At 72.5% G+C, this 20,072-nt stretch carries 13 protein-coding genes and 2 pseudogenes; 4 read left to right on the forward strand and 11 right to left on the reverse strand.

The window, feature by feature from the left end; all coding sequences use genetic code 11:
- Positions 1-94: 94 nt before the first annotated feature.
- On the reverse strand, positions 95-1,759 hold the full coding sequence (locus DVK44_RS19390) for a DNA repair helicase XPB (protein ID WP_114660785.1): 1,665 nt from the start codon (positions 1,757-1,759) through the stop codon (positions 95-97).
- Positions 1,760-2,083: 324 nt separating this feature from the next.
- Here DVK44_RS19390 and DVK44_RS19395 point away from each other — a divergent pair.
- Positions 2,084-2,479, forward strand: a pseudogene (locus tag DVK44_RS19395) (VanZ family protein); the annotation flags it as partial.
- Between the two features lie 91 nt (positions 2,480-2,570).
- Positions 2,571-3,311, forward strand: coding sequence for a maleylpyruvate isomerase family mycothiol-dependent enzyme (locus tag DVK44_RS19400; protein ID WP_114665281.1), 741 nt, complete (start codon positions 2,571-2,573; stop codon positions 3,309-3,311).
- A gap of 10 nt (positions 3,312-3,321) precedes the next feature.
- On the opposite strand, the gene DVK44_RS19405 is transcribed toward DVK44_RS19400, so the two are convergent.
- Positions 3,322-6,012 (reverse strand): helicase C-terminal domain-containing protein, encoded by a 2,691-nt coding sequence (locus DVK44_RS19405; RefSeq protein WP_114660786.1) that lies wholly within the window; start codon positions 6,010-6,012, stop codon positions 3,322-3,324.
- Positions 6,013-6,231: 219 nt separating this feature from the next.
- Here DVK44_RS19405 and DVK44_RS19410 point away from each other — a divergent pair, with 219 nt between their 5' ends.
- Positions 6,232-7,626, forward strand: coding sequence for a hypothetical protein (locus tag DVK44_RS19410; protein ID WP_114660787.1), 1,395 nt, complete (start codon positions 6,232-6,234; stop codon positions 7,624-7,626).
- A gap of 29 nt (positions 7,627-7,655) precedes the next feature.
- On the opposite strand, the pseudogene DVK44_RS19415 reads toward DVK44_RS19410, so the two are convergent.
- The 8 genes and pseudogenes from DVK44_RS19415 to DVK44_RS19450 all read right to left on the reverse strand — a co-directional run.
- Positions 7,656-8,633: pseudogene (locus tag DVK44_RS19415) on the reverse strand (RNA polymerase sigma factor); the annotation flags it as partial.
- Between the two features lie 63 nt (positions 8,634-8,696).
- Positions 8,697-11,675, reverse strand: coding sequence for an excinuclease ABC subunit UvrA (gene uvrA, locus DVK44_RS19420; protein ID WP_228447261.1), 2,979 nt, complete (start codon positions 11,673-11,675; stop codon positions 8,697-8,699).
- 51 nt (positions 11,676-11,726) lie between these two features.
- Positions 11,727-13,373, reverse strand: coding sequence for a DHA2 family efflux MFS transporter permease subunit (locus tag DVK44_RS19425; protein WP_114660789.1), 1,647 nt, complete (start codon positions 13,371-13,373; stop codon positions 11,727-11,729).
- Between the two features lie 121 nt (positions 13,374-13,494).
- On the reverse strand, positions 13,495-14,442 hold the full coding sequence (locus DVK44_RS19430) for an MBL fold metallo-hydrolase (RefSeq protein WP_114660790.1): 948 nt from the start codon (positions 14,440-14,442) through the stop codon (positions 13,495-13,497).
- A 123-nt stretch (positions 14,443-14,565) separates the two neighbouring features.
- On the reverse strand, positions 14,566-15,576 hold the full coding sequence (locus DVK44_RS19435; RefSeq protein ID WP_114660791.1) for a PDR/VanB family oxidoreductase: 1,011 nt from the start codon (positions 15,574-15,576) through the stop codon (positions 14,566-14,568).
- 307 nt (positions 15,577-15,883) lie between these two features.
- On the reverse strand, positions 15,884-16,804 hold the full coding sequence (locus DVK44_RS19440) for an ABC transporter ATP-binding protein (protein ID WP_228447262.1): 921 nt from the start codon (positions 16,802-16,804) through the stop codon (positions 15,884-15,886).
- A complete protein-coding gene (locus DVK44_RS19445; RefSeq protein WP_114660792.1) occupies positions 16,801-17,880 on the reverse strand; it encodes a FecCD family ABC transporter permease in 1,080 nt (359 codons plus the stop codon). Before DVK44_RS19445 ends, DVK44_RS19440 begins: the two co-directional genes overlap by 4 nt.
- Positions 17,877-18,932, reverse strand: coding sequence for a FecCD family ABC transporter permease (locus DVK44_RS19450; protein WP_114660793.1), 1,056 nt, complete (start codon positions 18,930-18,932; stop codon positions 17,877-17,879). Before DVK44_RS19450 ends, DVK44_RS19445 begins: the two co-directional genes overlap by 4 nt.
- 154 nt (positions 18,933-19,086) lie before the next feature.
- On the opposite strand from DVK44_RS19450, the gene DVK44_RS19455 reads away from it, so the two are divergent.
- On the forward strand, positions 19,087-19,752 hold the full coding sequence (locus DVK44_RS19455) for an HAD family hydrolase (protein ID WP_114660794.1): 666 nt from the start codon (positions 19,087-19,089) through the stop codon (positions 19,750-19,752).
- Positions 19,753-19,768: 16 nt separating this feature from the next.
- On the opposite strand, the gene DVK44_RS19460 is transcribed toward DVK44_RS19455, so the two are convergent.
- The gene (locus tag DVK44_RS19460; RefSeq protein ID WP_114660795.1) at positions 19,769-20,035 is read right to left on the reverse strand and encodes a hypothetical protein; all 267 of its coding nucleotides are present in this window, start codon (positions 20,033-20,035) and stop codon (positions 19,769-19,771) included.
- Positions 20,036-20,072 lie beyond the last annotated feature (37 nt).

Here is a 20,072-nt window from a genome sequence, read left to right on the forward strand (position 1 = left end):
TCGACCAGCGTATCGGCTCACAGGGTGAACGGGAGTGCCGATGCGGCAGTTCCCCCCACGGCCCGCCTTCGGACCACGCCCTCAAGACCTGCCCTCAGACCCCGTCCTCCGGGTCCCGGTCGCCCGCAAGGAGTTCGTCCGCGTCGACGATCCGGTACGCGTATCCCTGCTCGGCCAGGAAGCGCTGGCGGTGGGCCGCGAAGTCCTGGTCGATGGTGTCGCGCGCGACGACCGAGTAGAAGCGCGCCTCATGGCCGTCCGCCTTCGGGCGCAGCACCCGGCCGAGGCGCTGTGCCTCCTCCTGGCGGGAGCCGAACGTACCCGAGACCTGGATCGCGACCGTCGCCTCGGGGAGGTCGATCGAGAAGTTGGCGACCTTCGAGACGACGAGGACCGAGATCTCGCCCTGCCGGAAGGCGTCGAAGAGTTTCTCGCGCTGCGCGTTGCTGGTCTCGCCCTTGATGACGGGCGCGTCGAGATGCTCGCCCAGCTCGTCCAGCTGGTCGATGTACTGGCCGATGACGAGCGTCTGCTCGCCCGCGTGTTTCCGCACGAGCGCCTCCGTCACCTTCCGCTTTGTCGCCGTCGTCGCGCAGAAGCGGTACTTCTCCTCGGCCTCGGCGGTCGCGTACGCGAGCCGCTCGCTGTCGGTGAGATTGACCCGTACCTCCACACAGTCCGCCGGGGCGATATAGCCCTGCGCCTCGATCTCCTTCCACGGCGCGTCGAACCGCTTCGGGCCGATCAGCGAGAACACGTCCGACTCGCGGCCGTCCTCCCGTACGAGCGTCGCCGTCAGCCCGAGCCGGCGGCGGGCCTGGAGGTCGGCGGTGAACTTGAAGACCGGCGCGGGCAGCAGATGCACCTCGTCGTAGACGATCAGCCCCCAGTCGCGGGAGTCGAACAGCTCCAGGTGCGGATAGACGCCCTTCCGGCGCGTCGTGAGGACCTGGTACGTCGCGATCGTGACCGGCCGGATCTCCTTGCGCGTACCGCTGTACTCCCCGATCTCGTCCTCGGTCAGCGAGGTGCGCTTCACCAGCTCGTGCTTCCACTGGCGGGCCGAGACGGTGTTGGTCACCAGGATCAGCGTGGTCGCCTTGGCCTGCGCCATCGCACCCGCCCCGACCAGCGTCTTCCCCGCGCCACAGGGCAGCACGACGACTCCCGAGCCGCCGTGCCAGAACCCCTCGACGGCCTGCTTCTGGTACGGCCGCAGCGCCCAGCCGTCCTCCGCCAGCTCGATGGCGTGCGCCTCGCCGTCCACATACCCGGCGAGGTCCTCGGCGGGCCAGCCCAGCTTGAGGAGCGTCTGCTTGATCTGGCCGCGCTCGGACGGGTGCACGGCGACGGTGTCCGGGTCGATCCGGGCGCCCACCAGCGGCTGGACCTTCTTCGACCGGAGGATCTCCTCCAGGACGGGCCGGTCGGTGGAGGTCAGCACGAGACCGTGGCTGGGGTGCTTGGAGAGGGTGAGCCGACCGTAGCGGGCCATCGTCTCGGCGACGTCCACGAGCAGCGCGTGCGGCACCGGATACCGCGAGAACTCCACCAGCGCGTCCACGACCTGCTCGGCGTCGTGCCCGGCGGCACGGGCGTTCCACAGACCGAGCGGGGTCAGCCGATAGGTGTGGATGTGCTCGGGCGCGCGCTCCAGCTCGGCGAAGGGCGCGATGGCACGGCGGCAGGCGTCGGCCTGCTCGTGGTCGACTTCGAGGAGCAACGTTTTGTCGCTCTGGACGATGAGCGGTCCGTTCACGTACCTACATCCCTTCCACGCTGGGCCAAACGTCCAGTGTCGCGCATCTCGGGACGTTCCGGTGCCCGGACTGCCGACTGAACCGGTTCGAGTGGCGTGGTGCGGCGTATCCGGGCGGTGGCGGGGCACAGGGGGGCTATGACCGCTGAGACGGAACGGACCGGGCCGGTGAAGGCCGCTCCCGGGGGTAAGGCGCGGGGTGTGTGGGGCGCGTGGGGTGAGCGCGGTTCGCGGGGGTTACGGGGCTTGCGGGACTCCTGGGGTTCCCTGGGGGCGCGCTTTCACTGGGGCGCGTGGGGCAGGACCGCGCTGCGGATCGTGATCATGGCGGTGGCGTTTGTCTCGCTGGCGGGGTTCGCCGCCGTACTGGCCGAGCTGACGCTGACGCCGTCCCCGGCGTCCGCCGGTATCGCCGGGTCCAATCTGCGGGTGGGGCACTCGCTGCGCCAGTACGCGGAGGACTACACATTTCTCTCGGCGTGCAAGCAGATCGGCGGAAACCTGCTGATGGGAGCGCCCTTCGGGGTGATCCTCCCGCTGCTCATGCCGCCCCGGTACCGGATGGTGCGGGTGGTGCTGCTGACCGCCGTGGTGATGACGCTGGTGGAGCTGGCACAGGGCGCGATGATCCAGGGCCGGGCCTTCGACATCGATGACGTCATCCTGAACACGAGCGGCGCGCTGATCGGGTATCTGCTGCTGGGGCGGCGGCTGTCGCGGCGGTTCCACATGCTGGCGCGGGACGGGGAGAAGACCTGATGTGAGGCCGTGGCGGCGGGCGTTGTCAGTGGTGGGTGGTCCAATGGGCGGCATGACTGAGACGACGGTGCTGCTCTCCCTCATCGAGGACCGCTCGGCCGCCTTGAGGGACGCCGTGGCGACCGCCCTGGACCTCGACGCGCGCGTGCCGGGCTGCCCCGAGTGGTCCCTGCGGCAGCTGGTCGAGCATGTGGGCGGGGTCCAGCGGTTCTGGGCGGCCGTCGTCGCCGCCGGGCCCGCCGACCAGCCGCCCACGAAGGCGGTGGTGGGCGAGACCGACCCGGCGTGGAATCTGCTCGACTGGTGGGGCGAGTCGACCGCGCTGCTGCTGAGTGCCCTGCTGGCGGCCGATCCGCGCCAGGGCTGCTGGACCTGGTGGGGCGCGTCCGGCGCGCCCCAGACCGTCGCCGCCGTCGCGCGCCACCAGGTGCAGGAGGTGGCGGTGCACGCGTACGACGCCCAGGAGGCCGCTTCCGGGCGGCCCCGGCCGATACCGGGACCGGTCGCGGTGGACGGCGTGGACGAGTTCCTCACGGTGGTCGTCGGCTCGTCCGGGCCGTGGCCGCGCCGGTCGGCCCGGATCGTCCTGTGCGCCGAGGAAGGCCCGTCGTGGACCCTCGGCCTCACCCGTTCCGAGCGGTCCGTCGTCGCACCGGGCGTGATCGAGGCCGACACGACGGCGGTCGTGCGCGGCCCGGCGAGCGATCTGCTGCTGGCCCTGTACGGGCGGATACCCGTCGACTACCTCGCGGTGGAGGGCGACCGCGCGGCGGTCGCCGCCCTGATGTCCTGAGGACGGTGGCTCACGCCGGGTCGTCGGCCAGCTCCGCCACGCCCGTGATGCGGTGCAGCGGGTACGTACGGACCTCGTCCGCCGTGTGGTCGTACGCCGTCACGTAACCGCCCTCGACCCGTACGGGCGCGATCACGCGCTGGCTGGCCGCGCCGTCCGCGTTGACGTAGCCGATCCAGACCGCCGAGCCCGTCATCGCGGCGGCCTGGACGGTCGCGAGCGTCTCCCCGGGGGTGGTGCGGGGCAGCGCGCCGCTCGCGGTGGCGGCCCGCCCGGCCGCCGCCGACGACGCGGAGGAGGACGAGGTGGGTGCCGGGACCAGCGGCTCGGTGACCGGCTTCCGGACGACCGTGGCCGCCAGGTCACCGGCCCGGATCGCTCGTACGGCCGCGCCCAGCAGCGTCGCGTCCGGGACGGGCGGCCCGTCCGGTACGGGGGCGGGGGCGGTCCGGGGCGGGGTGCGGTGGGCGAGCGCGCGGGTGATCATGACATCGCCCTCCGTGGACTCCGCCGCGGGCGCGAAGCCCATGGTCCGCAGCCCGTCGAGCAGCGCCGCGGCCTCCGCGTGCGCGGCCAGCACGGTCGGGGCGAGGCGCCGCAGCCGCAAGGCCAGGGAGCGCTTGTCGGCCAGGATCTCGTCGAGGACGGCCTCGTCGTCGCAGCGTACGTACGCGGAGGCCGAGCCGACCCGGAGATGGCCGTGCTTACGGGCCACATCGTCGATCAGATAGGCCAGCGGCTGCGGTACGGGCGTACGGCTGTGCGCCTTGAGGAAGTCGTGCAGGTCGGACGCCGACTGCCCGGCGTCCAGCGCACGCCGTACGGAACCGGGCGTGAAGCGGTAGACGGTCGCCCCGCCCTTGGACTCGACGTCCGCCGTGACGGCGAGCAGCTCCGCGAGGGGGCGCAGCAGCGGGCCGGGGGCGACGGCGGTGAGGTCGGCCTGGAGGAGGACATGATCGAGGGGCTCGGGGAGGAGCGGGGCGAGGACACGGGCGGCGCGCAGCCCGGCGGCGGCGAGTTCGGCGGCCGACCCGGAGCCGTGGCCGGGAGCGGGGCCCGGACCGGCATTGGCGCTGGTGTCGGCGTGCGTCTCCGTACCTGTACCCGTACCGTCCGGCTCCCGGGCCAGCAGCGCCCGGGCGTGGGACGACAGCGCGCCCCGGCCCGTGAAGCCGAGCATCTCCGCCTCGTTCATCGTCCACGCCGCCAGCCGCGCGCGCAGATCGTCCGGCCTGCCGCCGGCCGACGCGCCGCGCAGCGGGCGTTCCCAGCGCAGCCGGGCGAGCAGCGATTCGGGGTCGGGGGCCGTGCCCTCGGGGAGCGTGGCGAGGAGTTCCAGGATCCGCCGCCGTACCTCCGGCGCCGGGCCCCGGTCCAGATCGGGGCCGAGCACGGCGAGCGTACGGCCCTTGCTGTCCTGGCTGCCGACCAGCCCGGCGGTACGGGTCGCCGTCAGCCAGGCGATCGCGAGCCGTGTCCACCGGTCGGCGGGCGGCAGCTCCTGCCAGTCGTCGTAGGCGGGGGTCGGCGCGTACCGCTCGTCGGTCTGGCCGTCCGGCGCCAGCAGGCCCGCCGCGTAACCGAGTTCGACCCAGAAGGCGGCCACGGGCTCCGGGACGTCGAGCGCGGTGGCGGTGCGCTTCAGGTCCCGTACGGAGAGGCCGCCGGCGCGCAGGACGTTCGGGCCGCCCTCGTTCCACTCCTTGGCCAGCTCCTCGATGGTGGCCAGGGCCGTGTACGCCTGGCCCGCCGCCGTACTGTCCACCATCCGCGACCGGTTCACCGCCGCGTCCGCCGCCGCCGTACTCGCGGCCGTACTCGCCGCCGCTCCGGCCGGGTCGGGGGACGCGGGCGCCGTCCCGGCGCGCGGCGCGACGACCGGCGCCACGGGCTCCGGCCTGCGGTGCGCGCGCCCGGCGCGCAGATGCAGCGCCGCCTCGCGCGGCAGCACGACCGTACGAGTGGTCGCCGGCAGCAGCAGCCCCCGGTCACGCAGCCACCGCACGGGCGGGGTGGGGCTCGATGTGACCTCGCCGTACGGCGGCCCCCACACCAGCCGGTCCAGCACCGACAGCGCCTCCATCGGCGCCGTGTCGAGCAGCGACGCCATCCGCGTCCGGTCGGTGAAGAGCCCGGTGAGGGCCGCGACTGCCGAGACCGGATCGTGGGTGGAGGGCAGCCCGGACGCCGTCAGGATCTCCTGGAGACGGCCCGGCGACATGCCCGCCGTGGCCTCCGCGACGGTCGGGCCCAGACCGGTCGGGGACGGGTGCGTGGGGGAGGGCGCGAGGAGTTCGCGGGCGGTGCGCACCAGCCGCAGCCGGTCGTCCCCGCCCCAGATCAGCGCCTGGTCGCGCAGGGTCGTCACGGCCCTCGGGAGGGCCGCCTCGATGCCCGGATCGCCCTCGTCACCGGTGAGCAGCGCGCGCAGCGTGTCGTACGGCGCGGGCTCGGGAGCCACGGCGAGCGCCTCCGCCACCTGGAGCGTGAACCGGTCGAGCCGCTCCAGCGCCCGTACGACCGACGCCCGGGTGCCGGCGCGGGTCGCGAGCTGCGAGAGATCGCTGGGCACGGGGTTGAGCAGATCGGGCCGGGCGCGCAGCAGAGCGGTGAGCGAACGGTCGCTCTGGGTGCGCAGCGCCTCCGCCAGCGTGCGCGGTGACGTACTGCCGGTCCCCTCTGGAACTCCTTCGGGCACGTGCGCCTCCTGCTCGGGCTTCGCGGATCCCCATCCGTTCCACGTTAGCCCGTCCGTCGATCGGGGAGTGGGAGAAGAGACGGGAGTGGGCAGCGGGTCGGCGGCGGCCACCCCTGCCGGCCTGGCCGTATGTACTGGACGTACGGGAGCGACTCCGACAGCATCACGTGCGAGTGGCTCGTGAGCGGTCGCGGGTGGCTGTCGTGCCGGGGAGGCTTTGTGGGGATCGAGAGCGATCAGCTCGTTTACGACTACCTGAGCCGGGTCGGTGACGCCGCCCAGCGGCAACAGCTCTCCTCCGGGGACCGGATGCGGCTCGTGTCGACGCTGCGCAACGAGATCGACCGGCAGCGCGGGAAGTACGCCACCGACAGCCCGGCGGCCGTGCGCCGCATCCTCGGACGGCTGGGCGAACCGGCGGAGCTGGTACGGGCGGCGGCGCCGCCGGGCGGGGGCGGCGAGGACACCCGGGAGCGGGAGCCGTACGCGGCGCCGGAGGTGCCGGAGCAGCGGGCGCGGGGGATGAAGGGGTTCAAGGGGATAAAGGGATTCATGGGGTCGGTGGGCTCCGTGGGTTCCACAGGCTCCATGGGGGCCAAGGGGGCCAAGGGGGCCAAGGGGGCGGACAGGGAGGCCGATTCGCGTACGGGACCGTCCGGACCCTCCGTGCCCCTGGCGCCGGAGCCGACGCCGGAGCCGGTACTGCCACTGGAGCCGGAACCGCTGCCGGAGCCCGAGTTGAAGCCGGAGCCCGAGCCGGCACCCGCACCCGCCCCACCAGCACCCGAGCCCGAACGCCCGCCCACCCCCGAACCTCCGCCCGCACCAGCGGCGTTCGCCCCGCCCATGGAGCAGGCGGCGAAGCCGCCCGTACCGTCGCCGCGTCCCGCCCCCGGGCCCGACTGGTGGCGGATAGAGGCGGGACCGCTGGGCGGCCGGGGCCCAGTGGAGACCGTGTTGGCGTCGGAACGGGAGGCCGAGGCGGCCGAGGCGGCCCAACGCCCCGGATTCGGGACAGGGTTCGTGGGCGGCATGATCCCCGAGGTCTTCAGGGAGCCGCCGGACCCGAAGGAGGAGGAGCGCCGGAGAGCGGCCGAGGCGGCCGGGGAGACAGGGACGGGTACGGAGTCCACGGCGGCGGAAGCGGGTACGGCAGCGGGTACGGGCGCGGAATCCGGTACGGACGCGGACGCGGCGCCCGGCAAGAAGCGCCGTCGGCTCCCGCTCCCGCGCCTGCTGGGCCCGCCCGGCGACATGCCCGCCGAAAAGACGAAGCCGCGCTTCGCCCACCCCTTCCTCCTGCTGGCGGCGGCCCTCCTCGTCGCGGGCGCCTTCCTCGGCTCCTGGCTGGCGCTGGGCGGCGGCTGGCTCCTCGCGTACGTCTCGCGCACGTTGTCCCGTACGGAGGCGAAGTGGGCGGTCTTCGGGCTGCCGGGCGTGTCGGCGGCGGGCGGTCTGGTCTGGCTCTGGGGCCGTTCGGTGGGCCGCTGGGGCGAGGAGATCCCGGCGGACGGCATGGCGGACGCGCTGACCGGGCTCTGGCCGGTGGTGCTGCGTACGGCGGCGGTGTCCTCGGCGCTCTTCCTGGTCTGGCGGGCGCGCCGCAAGGCGTGACCGGCCGGGACCGCTGACGGGAGCGGTGCTCACATGGTGTCGAGGAAGTCCCGCAGCGCCTGCGAGCGTGAAGGATGGCGGAGCTTCGACATCGTCTTCGACTCGATCTGGCGGATGCGCTCCCGCGTCACCCCGTACACCGTGCCGATCTCCTCCAGCGTCTGCGCCCGGAGCCCGGTCAGCCCGTACCGCAGGGAGATGATGCCGGCCTCGCGCGGGGTCATGCCCGCGAGGAGGGTCCGGATGGCCTCCTGGAGGAGCAGGAACGTCACGGAGTCCACCGGGGACGGCGCGTCGCTGTCCTCGATCAGATCACCGAACTCGGCGTGCCCGTCGTCCCCCAGGGCGGTGTGCAGGGAGACGGGTTCCTTGGTGTAGCCGACGAGTTCGACGAGCTTCTCCACGGGAACGCCCGTCTTCTCGGCCAGATCCTCCGGCGCCGGTTCGGTCCCCAGGTCCTGCATCATCTCCCGGCGCGTCCTGGCGACCCGGTTGATGATCTCCGTCATATGCACCGGAACGCGGATGGTGCGGCCCTGGTCGGCCAGGGCCCGGGATATCGCCTGCCGGATCCACCAGGTCGCGTACGTCGAGAACTTGAATCCCTTGGTGTAGTCGAATTTCTCGACGGCACGGATCAGCCCGGTGTTTCCCTCCTGGATGAGATCGAGGAAGAGGAGCCCGCGTCCGGTGTAGCGCTTGGCGATCGACACGACCAGACGGAGATTCGCCTCCACGAGATGGTTCTTCGCCCGGTCGCCGTCCTGGGCGAGGAGTTCCAGCTCGCGGCGGAAGGAAGCGTTGAGGTGCTCTGGCCGCTCCTCCGCCTCCTCCAGCAACTTCGCCGCGTACAGACCGGCCTCGATCCGCTTCGCCAACTCCACTTCCTGCTCGGCGTCCAGGAGCCGGACTCGGGCGATGAGCTTCAGATAGTCGCGGACCTGGTCGGCCGAGCCGCCGGACGTGGTGAGGGAAGGGGCGGGTTCATCACTTCCCGGTTCATCGCTTTCGGGCTCGACGTCCTCCGGCGCCTGTTCCCGGGTGCTCGCCGTCATTGTTTTCACAGTGCGTCACCTCTTCTCCAGGAGCGGGCGCAGAAACCGCCCGGTGTGGGACCCGGGGTGGGCCGCGATCTCCTCCGGGGTGCCCTGCGCCAGGACGGTGCCGCCGCCCCGGCCGCCCTCGGGGCCCATGTCCACGATCCAGTCCGCCGTCTTGATCACGTCGAGGTGGTGCTCGATGACCACCACGGTGTTGCCCGCGTCAACGAGTTGATGCAGTACGGCCAGGAGCTGGCGGATGTCGTCGGTGTGCAGACCGGTGGTCGGCTCGTCCAGTACGTAAAGGGTGCGGCCCCTGGTGCGCCGCTGAAGCTCGGTGGCGAGCTTGACGCGCTGGGCCTCGCCCCCGGAGAGCGTGGAGGCGGGCTGGCCGAGTTTCACATACCCCAGCCCGACCCCGTCCAGGGCCTTGAGATGGCGCGAGATGATCGCGTGCCCGTCGAAGAAGTCCAGGCTCTCCGCGATGGTCATGGCCAGTACGTCGGCGATGGACTTGCCCTTGTACCGCACGTCGAGCGTCTCGCGGTTGTACTGCGCGCCGCGGCACACCTCGCACGGCACATAAACGTCCGGCAGGAAGTTCATCTCCACCTTCACCGTGCCGTCGCCCTGGCACGGCTCGCAGCGGCCCCCCTTGATGTTGAAGGAGAACCGCCCCGGCCGGTAGCCGCGCACCTTCGCCTCCGGCGTCTGCGCGAACAGCGTGCGCAGATGGTCGAAGACCCCGGTGTACGTGGCCGGGTTGGACCGGGGGGTGCGCCCGATCGGGGACTGGTCGACCCGTACCACCTTGTCGAGTCCCTCGACGCCCGTGAGGGTACGGTGCCGGCCCGGCACCGCGTGCGCCCGGTGGAAGTGCCGGGCCAGGGCGGTGTGGAGGACATCGTTGACCAGCGTGGACTTGCCCGATCCCGAGACGCCGGTGACGGCGGTGAACCGGCCCAGCGGGAAGGAGACCGTGACGTTCCGGAGGTTGTGCTCGGTGGCGTCGTGCACGGTCAGCACCGGTCCACCGCCGGACGGTCCGCCGCCGTCCGGTCCGCCGCCGGACGGTTGCCGCCGTACCGGTACGGGTATCTCGCGGCGACCGGAGAGATACGCGCCGGTCAGCGAGGTGGGGTGGGCCAGCAGCTCGCGCGGCGGCCCTGAGTACACGACCCGTCCGCCGTGCTCACCGGCCCCCGGCCCGATGTCCACCACCCAGTCGGCCGCTCGTACGGTCTCGTCGTCGTGCTCCACGACGATCACGGTGTTGCCCCGGTCGCGCAGCCGCAGCAGGGTCTCGATCAGCCGCTGGTTGTCGCGCTGGTGCAGCCCGATGCTGGGCTCGTCCAGGACGTAGAGGACACCGGCCAGCCCGGCCCCGATCTGGGTGGCCAGCCGGATCCGCTGCGCCTCGCCGCCGGAGAGGCTCGCGGCGGGCCGGCTCAGCGACAGATAGTCCAGGCCGACATCGAGCAGGAACCGCAGCCGCTCGCCCACCTCCGCGAGGACGGACTCGGCCACCCGGCGCTGCCAGCCGACGAGTTCCAGCCCGGCCGTGAAGTCCGCCAGTTCGTCGATCGGCAGGGCCGTCAGCTCGGCGATGTTGCGTCCGCCGACGGTGACGGCGAGGACGCCGGGGCGCAGCCGCGCGCCGGCACAGGCCGGGCAGGGCAGTTCGCGCAGATACCCGGCGAAGCGGCCCGTACTCCCGGGGGCGGCGCCACTGGCACCGGTGCCGGCCCCGCCCTCGCCACCGTCGCCGTTCTCGGCGCTGCGCCGCTCGATGTGCGGGATGACGCCCTCGTACGGCGCCGGGTGCGAGCGCTCGCGGCCGAACCGGTTCCGGTACGTGAGGTGCAGCCGCCGCGGGCTTCCGTACAGCACGGTCTTGCGTACGGACGCGGGCAGCTTCCGCCACGGGGTGCTCGTACTGAAGCCGATCTCCGCCGCCAGTGCTTCGAGCAGCATGGTGAAGTAGTCGGCGCCGCTGGTGTTGGTCCATGGCGCGATGGCGCCCTCGGCCAGCGACTTCTCCCCGTCCGGGACGACGAGCGCGGCGTCGACCTCCCTGCGGGTGCCGAGGCCCTGGCACTCCGGGCAGGCGCCCCAGGGGGCGTTGAAGGAGAAGAGCCGCGGCTCCAGGACGTCCAGATCGAGATCGTGGGCGCGGGGACAGGCCATCTCCTCGGAGAACCGCAGCTCCCGCCGGGCGTCGTCGGCGTCGAGATCGACGAAGTCGACGACCACGACCCCGCCCGCCAGACCGAGCGCGGTCTCGACGGACTCGGTCAGCCGCTGCCGGGCGGCCGGCCGGAGCGCCAGGCGGTCCACGACGACCTCGATCGAGTGCTTCGCGCGCTTGTCGAGCGCGGGCGGCGAGGTCAGCGGCAGGACCGTACCGTCCACCCGGACCCGGCTGAAGCCGTCGGCCATCAACTGCCGGAACACATCGGTGTGTTCGCCTTTGCGGTCCCGGACGACCGGGGCCAGCACATGGACCCGGGCCGCGCCCTCGCCGGCCGCTTCCGGCGGGGTCAGCAGCCGGTCCACGATCTGCTGCGGGGTCCGGCGGCCGACCGGCTCGCCGCACTCCGGGCAGTGCGGGACGCCGATCCGCGCGTACAGCAGGCGCAGATAGTCGTAGACCTCGGTGAGTGTGCCGACCGTGGAGCGCGGGTTGCGGCCGGTGGTCTTCTGGTCGATCGCGATGGCGGGCGACAGGCCCTCGATGGAGTCGACGTCCGGCTTGGCCAGCTGCCCCAGGAACTGCCGCGCATAGGCCGAGAGCGATTCGACATAGCGGCGCTGGCCCTCGGCGAAAATGGTGTCGAAAGCCAGACTTGACTTTCCCGAACCGGATACACCGGTGAAAACGACGAGCGCGTCCCGGGGAATTTCTACGGATACATCACGGAGACTGTTCTGACGAGCGCCCTTGACAGCGATACGGCTGGTGGTGGTACGGCTGGCGGCGATTCGGTGGTCGGCGATACGGTCTTTCACTCCTTCGAGGCTAGTGCACACAACATCGCGGTGCTGCTGAATTGTTATCAATTATTTTCGGGGGTCGTCCGTTCCATTTCGCTCTATTCGCTCCATTCGATCTTTCGCGGATACGTTGCGGTGCATCGCCGCGCCCGCCAGGCTGCCCAGCAGCAGAACCGCGATCAGCGGGATCAGGGTTTCCTTTGACGCCTGCGTCAGCCCGTTCTGGACGGCCTGTTCCGCGAGCTGCCGGCCCTGTTCAGCGAGGTGGCGCGGCAGCGGCAGTGCGCCCTGGGTCGTCCCCCCGGTGGCGTGCAGATACGCGGTGAAGTCCTCGCGGTAGCGGGCCGGCAGCCGCGCGGCGGCGGCGTCGGCCTCGGCCGCCACGGACGCGGTGATCCGGGCCTGGAGCAGAACGCCGATGGTCGCGCTGCCGAGGACCGCGCCGAGTTGGCGGGCGGTGAAGAAGATGCCCGAGGCGGCGCCCCGGAGTTCGGCCGGTACGGTCCCCATCGCGACGTTGTTGACCGGCACCAGCACGCACCCCATGCCCAGCCCGCACACCAGCAGCCCGGGCATGAGCTGCCACGGCGGAAGGTCCGGTGCGGCCTGTACGGCGAGAACGGCCAGCCCCAGCGCCATCCCCACCAGCCCCGCCATCACCAGGTACTTGCCGCTGACCCGGTCGGACAGCCGGCCGATGAACGGGCCCATGAGACCGGACACCAGCGCCATCGGCGCGGTGACCAGCCCGGCATCGGTCGGCGAGAGCCCGAGCGCGGACTGCATGTAGATGACCAGCGGCAGGAACATGCCGGTCATCGCGAAGCCGATCGCGGCCGTCGTCAGGGCGCCCATGGAGAAGTTGCGGTCGGCGAAGGTCCGCAGCGGCACCAGCGGTTCGTTCCGGTTGACCCGCTGCCAGACCACGAAGGCGACCAGCAGGACCACCCCCGCCCCGATGATCTGGAACACCGTGATGGGGCCCAGGAGTTCGCCCCACGCGTACGTCTGGCCGTTCTGGACACCGAAGACGATCAGGAAGAGACCGGCGCCGGAGAGCAGGATGCCGGGCAGGTCGAAGCGGTGCGCGCGGCCCGGCCGCCAGTCCGGTATCACCAGCCGGCTCATGACCAGCGTGGCGATGCCGACCACCACGTTGACGTAGAAGATCCACTGCCAGCCGAGCGTGTCCACCAGCACCCCGCCGAGCAGCGGCCCGGTGACGGTGGCCAGCCCGGAGACCCCGCCGAGGACCCCCATCGCCCGCCCGCGGTCGCCGCCCGGGAACAGATGCGTGATGAGGGTCAGGGTCTGCGGGGTCAGCAGCGCCGCGCCCAGCCCCTGCGCGGCCCGCGCGGCGATCAGTGTCTCCACACCGCTGGAGAGCCCGGCGCAGAGCGAGGCGGCGGTGAACACGGCCAGCCCGGCGACGAACACGCGCTTGGGGCCGTAACGGTCGCCGAGCCGGCTGGTGAACAGCATGGGGACGGCGTACATGAGCAGATAGACGCTGGTGACCCAGACGACCGCGTTGAGGCCGGTGTCGAGGTCGCGCACCATGGTCGGTACGGCCACGGACACGATCGAGGTGTCCACCACGATCATGAACAGCCCCAGGGAGAGCGCGGCGAGCGCCGCCCACGGACTGGCGGCCCGCGAACGCCCCTGCCCGCTCTCCGCCTTCACTTGGTCCTGTGCGCTGGTGTCAGTCATCGCTTCCGCTCGGGGTCGGGCCTCGTGGTGGGGGGTGGTGGGGGGTGGTGCCCGGCCCGGCCGCCGGGAGGGGCGGCCGGGCCGGTCTCATGCGCGGACCGGTCTCAGGGACGGCCCCCGGTCAGTAGCGGACCGCTCCGTAGTCGATGCCCTCCGCGGGGTAGGTGGCGGCGCGCCGGCCGAGGCCGCGCATGCGCTCGCGCATCTCGTCGGCGGGCAGATGGTGCAGATCGCCGTGGCCGGGCAGCACCCACTCGAAGGTCAGCTCCTCGGCGCCGCGGGCCACCGACTCCGCGAGGGTCTTGATCGAGTCGTAGACGACGCTGTGGGCCACCTCCAGCGTCTGCTGGCTGTTCGACCAGAAGAACGCGTCCCCGCTGAAGCAGAACGTGTCGTCCGCGATGAAGATCGAGGTGCCCGCGGTGTGCCCGGGGAAGGGGTGCGCGATGACGCCGGGCCCGACCTCGACCGGCTCCGTACCCCGGATGACCTGGTCGGCGGAGGGGAGGGAGTGCAGGTCGCCCTCGTGGATCCAGAGCCGGGCCTTGAAGGCGTCGGCGTACTTGCGGGCGTGCGCGACATGGTCGAGGTGGGTGATCAGCACGTCGGTGATCTTCCCGACCCGCTCCTCGTACCGGCGGGCGAGCGCGGGCCGCCAGCGCGGGGTGTCGATCATCATCGCGGTGCCGTCGGGGCGGCGCAGGAGGTACGAGGTCGCGCCGTACGTCTGCGGGGAGGCGTGCCCGCAGAGCAGGACGGTGCCGGCCGCGTCGAGCGCCAGGGGGTACGGGTCCGAGTCGGCGCCCAGGTCGTCGGCGGGCGGGTGGACGGAGCGGGTGGGGCAGGCGTGCGCGGCCCGGTAGAGCTTCTCGACGTCCTCCGCGGTTTCGGGCTGGCGGATGACGGTCGACAGACCGCCGTACTGGCCGCCCTCCTTGAAGCCGATCATGCCGGGGGCGATCTGGCGGGCGATGTTGCAGTTCAGGCAGCGGTCGTCGACGTGCCACCCCTGCTGCTGACCTTCGGCCGCCGGGGTTTTCTGATTGGTTTCTGTCGTGCTGGTGCTCATGAACTCCGCTTTCGTGTGAGGGGTAACGCCCGTGGGCCGGGCGTCAGTTCTGGGGTCGCCGAGGTGCGGGCGCGCGTCGGCGGCGGCTCCCGGGGGCGGCTTCGGGGGCGGTGTGCCCGGCGGTCACAGATCGAGGACCAGCTGGGGGCCGCGCGAGCGGGAGACGCAGATCATCATGGTTTCGCCGGACTCCCGCTCCGCCGCGCTGAGCACCGAGTCCCGGTGGTCGGGCTCGCCCTCCAGCACCTCGGTCTCGCAGGTGCCGCAGATGCCTTCGGCGCAGGAGAACGGCACGGCCACCCCGGCCTGCTGGGCGGCGGCCAGCACGCTTGTCCCGGGCGGCACTTGGAGGGTCTGCCCGGAGCGGGAGAGGACCACCTCGAAGGCGTCGGCGTCGGCGCCGCCGCCCGCATCGGTGCCGGGGGCGGTGACGGCCGTCGGCCGGAACCGCTCGACCCGCAGCGCCCCGGCCGGCCACGCCAGGCACCGTTCCTCGACGGCGGCCAGCAGCGGTTCGGGGCCGCAGCAGTAGACGAGCGTGTCGTCCGCCGGTTTGCCCAGGCAGTCGTCGAGGTCGAGCCGGCCGTGCTCGTCCTGCGGACGGACGGTCACCGCGCCTCCGTACGCGGCCAGTTCGTCCAGGAAGGCCATCGAGGAACGCGTCCGGCCGCCGTAGAGCAGCTCCCACCGCGCCCCGGCGGCCTCGGCGGCGGCGATCATCGGCAGTACGGGGGTGATCCCGATGCCGCCCGCCACGAACAGATAGCGATCGGCGGGCCGGAGCGCGAAGTTGTTGCGCGGTCCGCGCACCCGTACCGACGCGCCGGCGAGCAGTGCGTCGTGCACGTACGCCGAGCCGCCGCGGCTCTCCGGGACCCGCAGGACGCCGATCCGCCACGCCGACCGGTCGCCGGGGTCGCCGCAGAGCGAGTAGTGCCGGACCAGGCCGTTGCCGAGCAGCAGATCGATATGGGCGCCGGGCAGCCACTCCGGGAGGGGCGCGCAGTCGGGGTGGCGGAGCGTCAGGGCGATGACGCCGTCGGCGGCGTCGGTCCGGTCCGCGACGACGAGCGAAGCCTCGTATGCGGGAGTTGAGGCGGTCGCGGCGGTCTCGGGAGCGGGGGGTTTGCTCACAGTGTGCTTCCCGCTTTCACAGGAACAGAGCGACACCCATGCCAACCGAAAGGATTCCGTCGCACGGGCTGACGCTGGGAACGAGTCAGGTCGTGGAGCGCGCGACGGAAGGCATGCGACGGAAGGCGTTGTCCGAGACGAACACTAGCGGACGTATAGCCCTATGCGTTACCGGTTCGTTATTTTTGGAGTGAAGTGAGGGACGGTTTCAGGACACCCCCAGGCGGCCCGTAATTCCGCGCATCGCGGGCCTTGGAGGGGGCTGCGGGCCGCCGAGAGATGGCGCGAAACCGTCTGTCCCGTACGGTCAGAATCCGCTCTCCGGGCGGTACGGCATCCCCGGCACCACCAGCGGCGAACCCGTCACCGGATCCGGGATGACGACCGCCGCCAGACCGAAGACCTCACGCACCAGCTCCGCCGTCACCACCTCGCCGGGCGGACCCTCCGCCACGATCCGGCCGGCCTTCATGGCGATCAGATGGTCGGCGTAGCGGGCGGCCTGGTTGAGGTCGTGGAGGACGATGACGACCGTACGGGCCCGCTCGTGGTTGAGACGGCGGACGAGGTCGAGAACCTCCACCTGGTGGGCGATGTCGAGGAAGGTCGTCGGCTCGTCGAGCAGGAGCAGCTCCGTCTCCTGCGCGAGAGCCATGGCGATCCACACGCGCTGCCGCTGGCCCCCGGAGAGTTCGTCCACCGGGCGGTCGGCGAGCGCGGTCACGTCCGTACGGGCCATCGCGTCCGTCACCGCGCGCTCGTCGTCGTCCGACCACTGCTGCCACCAGCGCTGGTGCGGCTGCCGCCCGCGCGCGACCAGATCGGCGACGGTGATCGCCTCGGGCGCCGAAGGCGACTGCGGCAGCAGACCGATGGCGCGCGCGATCCGGCGCGTGGGGATCTTCGCCAGCTCGGCACCGTCCAGCAGCACGGAGCCGCCCTTCGGCCGCAGAAGCCGCCCCAGGGCGCGCAGCGTGGTCGACTTGCCGCAGGCGTTCGGCCCGACGATCACCGACACCCGCCCGTCCGGGACGGCGAGATCGAGACCATCGACGACGGTACGGTCCTCGTACGCGAGCGTGAGCGCGCGAGCGACGAGCCGGCTCGCGCCGGGGGTGACGCCCCCGGGCCCGCTCGCACCCGGCTCGACGGCGCCCGGACCGCTCGCCTCGTACGTACGTACCTCGCCCCCGGCCCCGTGCTCCCGCACGCCCTCGGCCTCGCTCACGTCCTGCCTCCCGCCGTACGCCCCCGGATGATCAGCCAGATCAGATACGGCGCGCCCACCGCCGCCGTCAGTACCCCCACCGGCAGTTCCGTCGGCGCCAGCAGTCGGCGTGCCAGCAGATCCGTCAGGACGACGATCACCGCGCCCAGCAGCGCCGAACTCAGCAGTGGGAGCTGGGCGGTGCGGGTCAGCCGTCGCGCGATCTGCGGTGCCAGCAGTGCCACGAAGTCCACCGGGCCCGCCGCGCCCGTCGCGACCGACGCCAGCACCACCCCGACCAGCACCAGCCCGAGCCGGACGCGGCCGAGCCGTACCCCCAGCGCGGTCGCGGTGTCGTCGTCCAGCGACACGGTGCGCTGCGCCCACGCCGCCCACGCCACCGCCGGCAGCAGGAGCAGCAGCACCCACCCCAGCGGCCCGGCGGCCTCCCAGCCGCGGCCGTTGAGCGAGCCGGTCATCCACACCTGCGCCTGCTGGGCCAGTCGCAGATCGCCTTTGGTGAGAAAGAGCGTGGTCACGGACCGCAGCGCGATCGCGAAGCCGATACCGATCAGCACGAACCGCGTCGCGTGCAGCCCGCCGCGCCACGCGAAGACGTACACCAGCGCCGCCGCCACCAGCCCCCCGGCCACCGAGAGATACGGCAGTACGGAGTACGACGTCAGCCCGAACGTCATCGCCGCCACCGTCAGCGCGCTCGCGCCCTGGCTGACGCCGATGATGTCCGGGCTGGCGAGCGGATTGCGGGCGACGGTCTGGATCAGCGCGCCCGCCACCCCGAAGGCGAGCCCGACCAGCAGCCCGACGGTCATACGCGGCAGCCGCAGCGTCCCGACGACCAGCTCGGCCGACGACTCCCGCCCCAGCAGCACCTTCAGCACCTCGCCGGGCGGTACGAAGCTCTCCCCGACGCTCAGATACGCCACGCACACCGCGCCGAGCGCCACGGCCAGCCCGAGCGCCACGGCCGCCGCGCGCCGGTGCAGCAGAAACGTGGCCCGCCCGCCGCCGACCCGCACACGCGCGTACCCGGCGGGCCGTACGCGACCGGCGGGCAGCCCCGTCGTGGCCGTCACGCCGGCACCGCCTTCCGCCGTACGAGCGCCACCAGGAACGGCACCCCCAGCAGCGCCGTCGTCACCCCCGCCGGCACCTCGCCCGGCGGGAACACGACCCGGCCCACGACATCGGACACCAGCAGCATCACCGGCCCGAGCAGCGCCGCCATCGGCAGCACCCAGCGGTGGTCCGTCCCGACGGCCGCGCGCGCGATATGCGGTACGGCCAGCCCGACGAAGGCGATCGGCCCGGCCGCCGCGACCCCGACCCCGGTCAGCACCGTCGCCCCGAGGCCGCCCAGCACCCGTACCGCCGCGACGTTCTGCCCGAGGCCGCGCGCCATGTCGTCGCCGAGCGCCAGCGCGTCGAGCCCGCGCGCCACGTACCCCACCAGAACCATGCCCACCAGCAGGAACGGCCATACCTGCCGGGCCACTTCGGCGTCCCGGCCCGCGATCGAGCCGACCTGCCAGAAGCGGAACTCGTCCAGCGCCGCCGCGTTCGTCGTCAGAACGGCCGTGGTCACCGACACCAGCAGCGCGTTGACCGCGGCGCCGCCGAGCGCGAGCTTCACCGGGGTCGCGCCCCCGCGCCCGCCCGCCGCGATCGCGTACACCGCGACGGAGGCGATCCCGGCGCCGACGAAGGCGTACCAGACGTACCCGGTCAGTGTGTGCACCCCGGCGAACGCGATGGCCAGCACGACCCCCACCGAGGCGCCCTGGCTGATGCCGAGGATCCCCGGGTCGGCGATCGGATTGCGGGTGATGCCCTGGAGCGCGGTGCCCGCGACGGCGAGCGCCGCGCCGACCATCAGCCCGATCAGCGTGCGCGGCACCCGCAACTGCCGTACGACCTCGGCGTCGTCGCTGTCCCCGCCGCGCAGCAGCGCGTCCACGACGGCCGAGGGGGCGACCGCGCGCGCCCCGACCGCGAGGCTCAGCAGGACCGCGAGCAGCAGGGCGACGAGGGCCACCGCGGTCCAGCCGGCACGGCGGACGGCAGGTACGCCCCGGCGGCGGGCACCGGTCTGTTCCGTGCCGTGGACCGGCGGAGCGGCGGCTGCCATCGGAACCAATCGACGAGAGGTGAGGGTGAAGGCCGGCTGAATCGACGGTCAGTCTAAGCACCCGGATCAAGCCACCCGTCTCCACCCGTCTCCACTCGCCTCCGCCCGACTCGCCCGCGATCGGCCTGGGCACAATGGCCCCATGGATCCTTCTATGCCCCAGACGCCCCACACCACAGGCACGTCGCACGCACCCCACACCGCTCCCACCGTCGGCTTCGACCTCGACATGACCCTCATCGACTCACGGCCCGGCATCCACGCCGCGTTCACCGCGCTCGCCGCCGAGACCGGCGTCACGATCGACGCGGACCTGGCCGTCAGCCGGCTCGGGCCGCCGCTGGAGCAGGAACTGGCGCACTGGTTCCCCGAGGAGCGCATCCCCACCGTCCGGGACCGCTACCGGGAGATCTACCTCGAACTCGCCATCGCCCCGACCCTCGCCATGCCCGGCGCCCACGAGGCGGTCGCCGCCGTCCAGGCCCGCGGCGGCCGGGCGATCGTCGTCACCGCCAAGCACGGCACGAGCGCCGCCCTCCACCTCGACCACCTCGGCATAGAGCCGGACGCCGTCGTCGGCCAGCTCTGGGCCGAGCAGAAGGCGGAGGCGCTGATCGCGCACGGCGCGACGGTGTACGTCGGCGACCACATCGGCGACGTACGCGGCGCGCGTACGGCACGGGCGCTGTCCGTGGCGGTACCGACCGGACCGTGCGACGAGCAGGAGCTGCGCGCGGCGGGCGCGGACGTGATCCTGACGGACCTCACGGAGTTCCCGGCGTGGCTGGAGAGTTACGCGACGGAACAGGCCACGCGGTAAGCGGCGCCGTACCCGCTCACGAGCCCCCGCCCGCGGCCTTGGCCAGCCGCCGCTGCGCGCCGATCGACCGCAGCACCCCCGCCCCGGCGATCGCGAAGCCGAGGCCCATCAGCATGCAGACGCCGTAGGCGATGGGCGGGAACGGATCGGTGCCGAGGAAGAGCGGCGCCACGGTGATCAGGGTCGCGAGGGCGCCCGCGATGAAGACGATCGCGCCGATACGGACCAGCCCGTCGCCGGGTCCGGTCTCGTCCGCCGTACGGGGTGCAGGAGTAGCAGTCACCCCACCAGGGTAGTTCCCTGCGGACAACAGCGGAAAG

The sequence above is a fragment of the Streptomyces paludis genome, assembly GCF_003344965.1.
Classification (GTDB): domain Bacteria; phylum Actinomycetota; class Actinomycetes; order Streptomycetales; family Streptomycetaceae; genus Streptomyces; species Streptomyces paludis.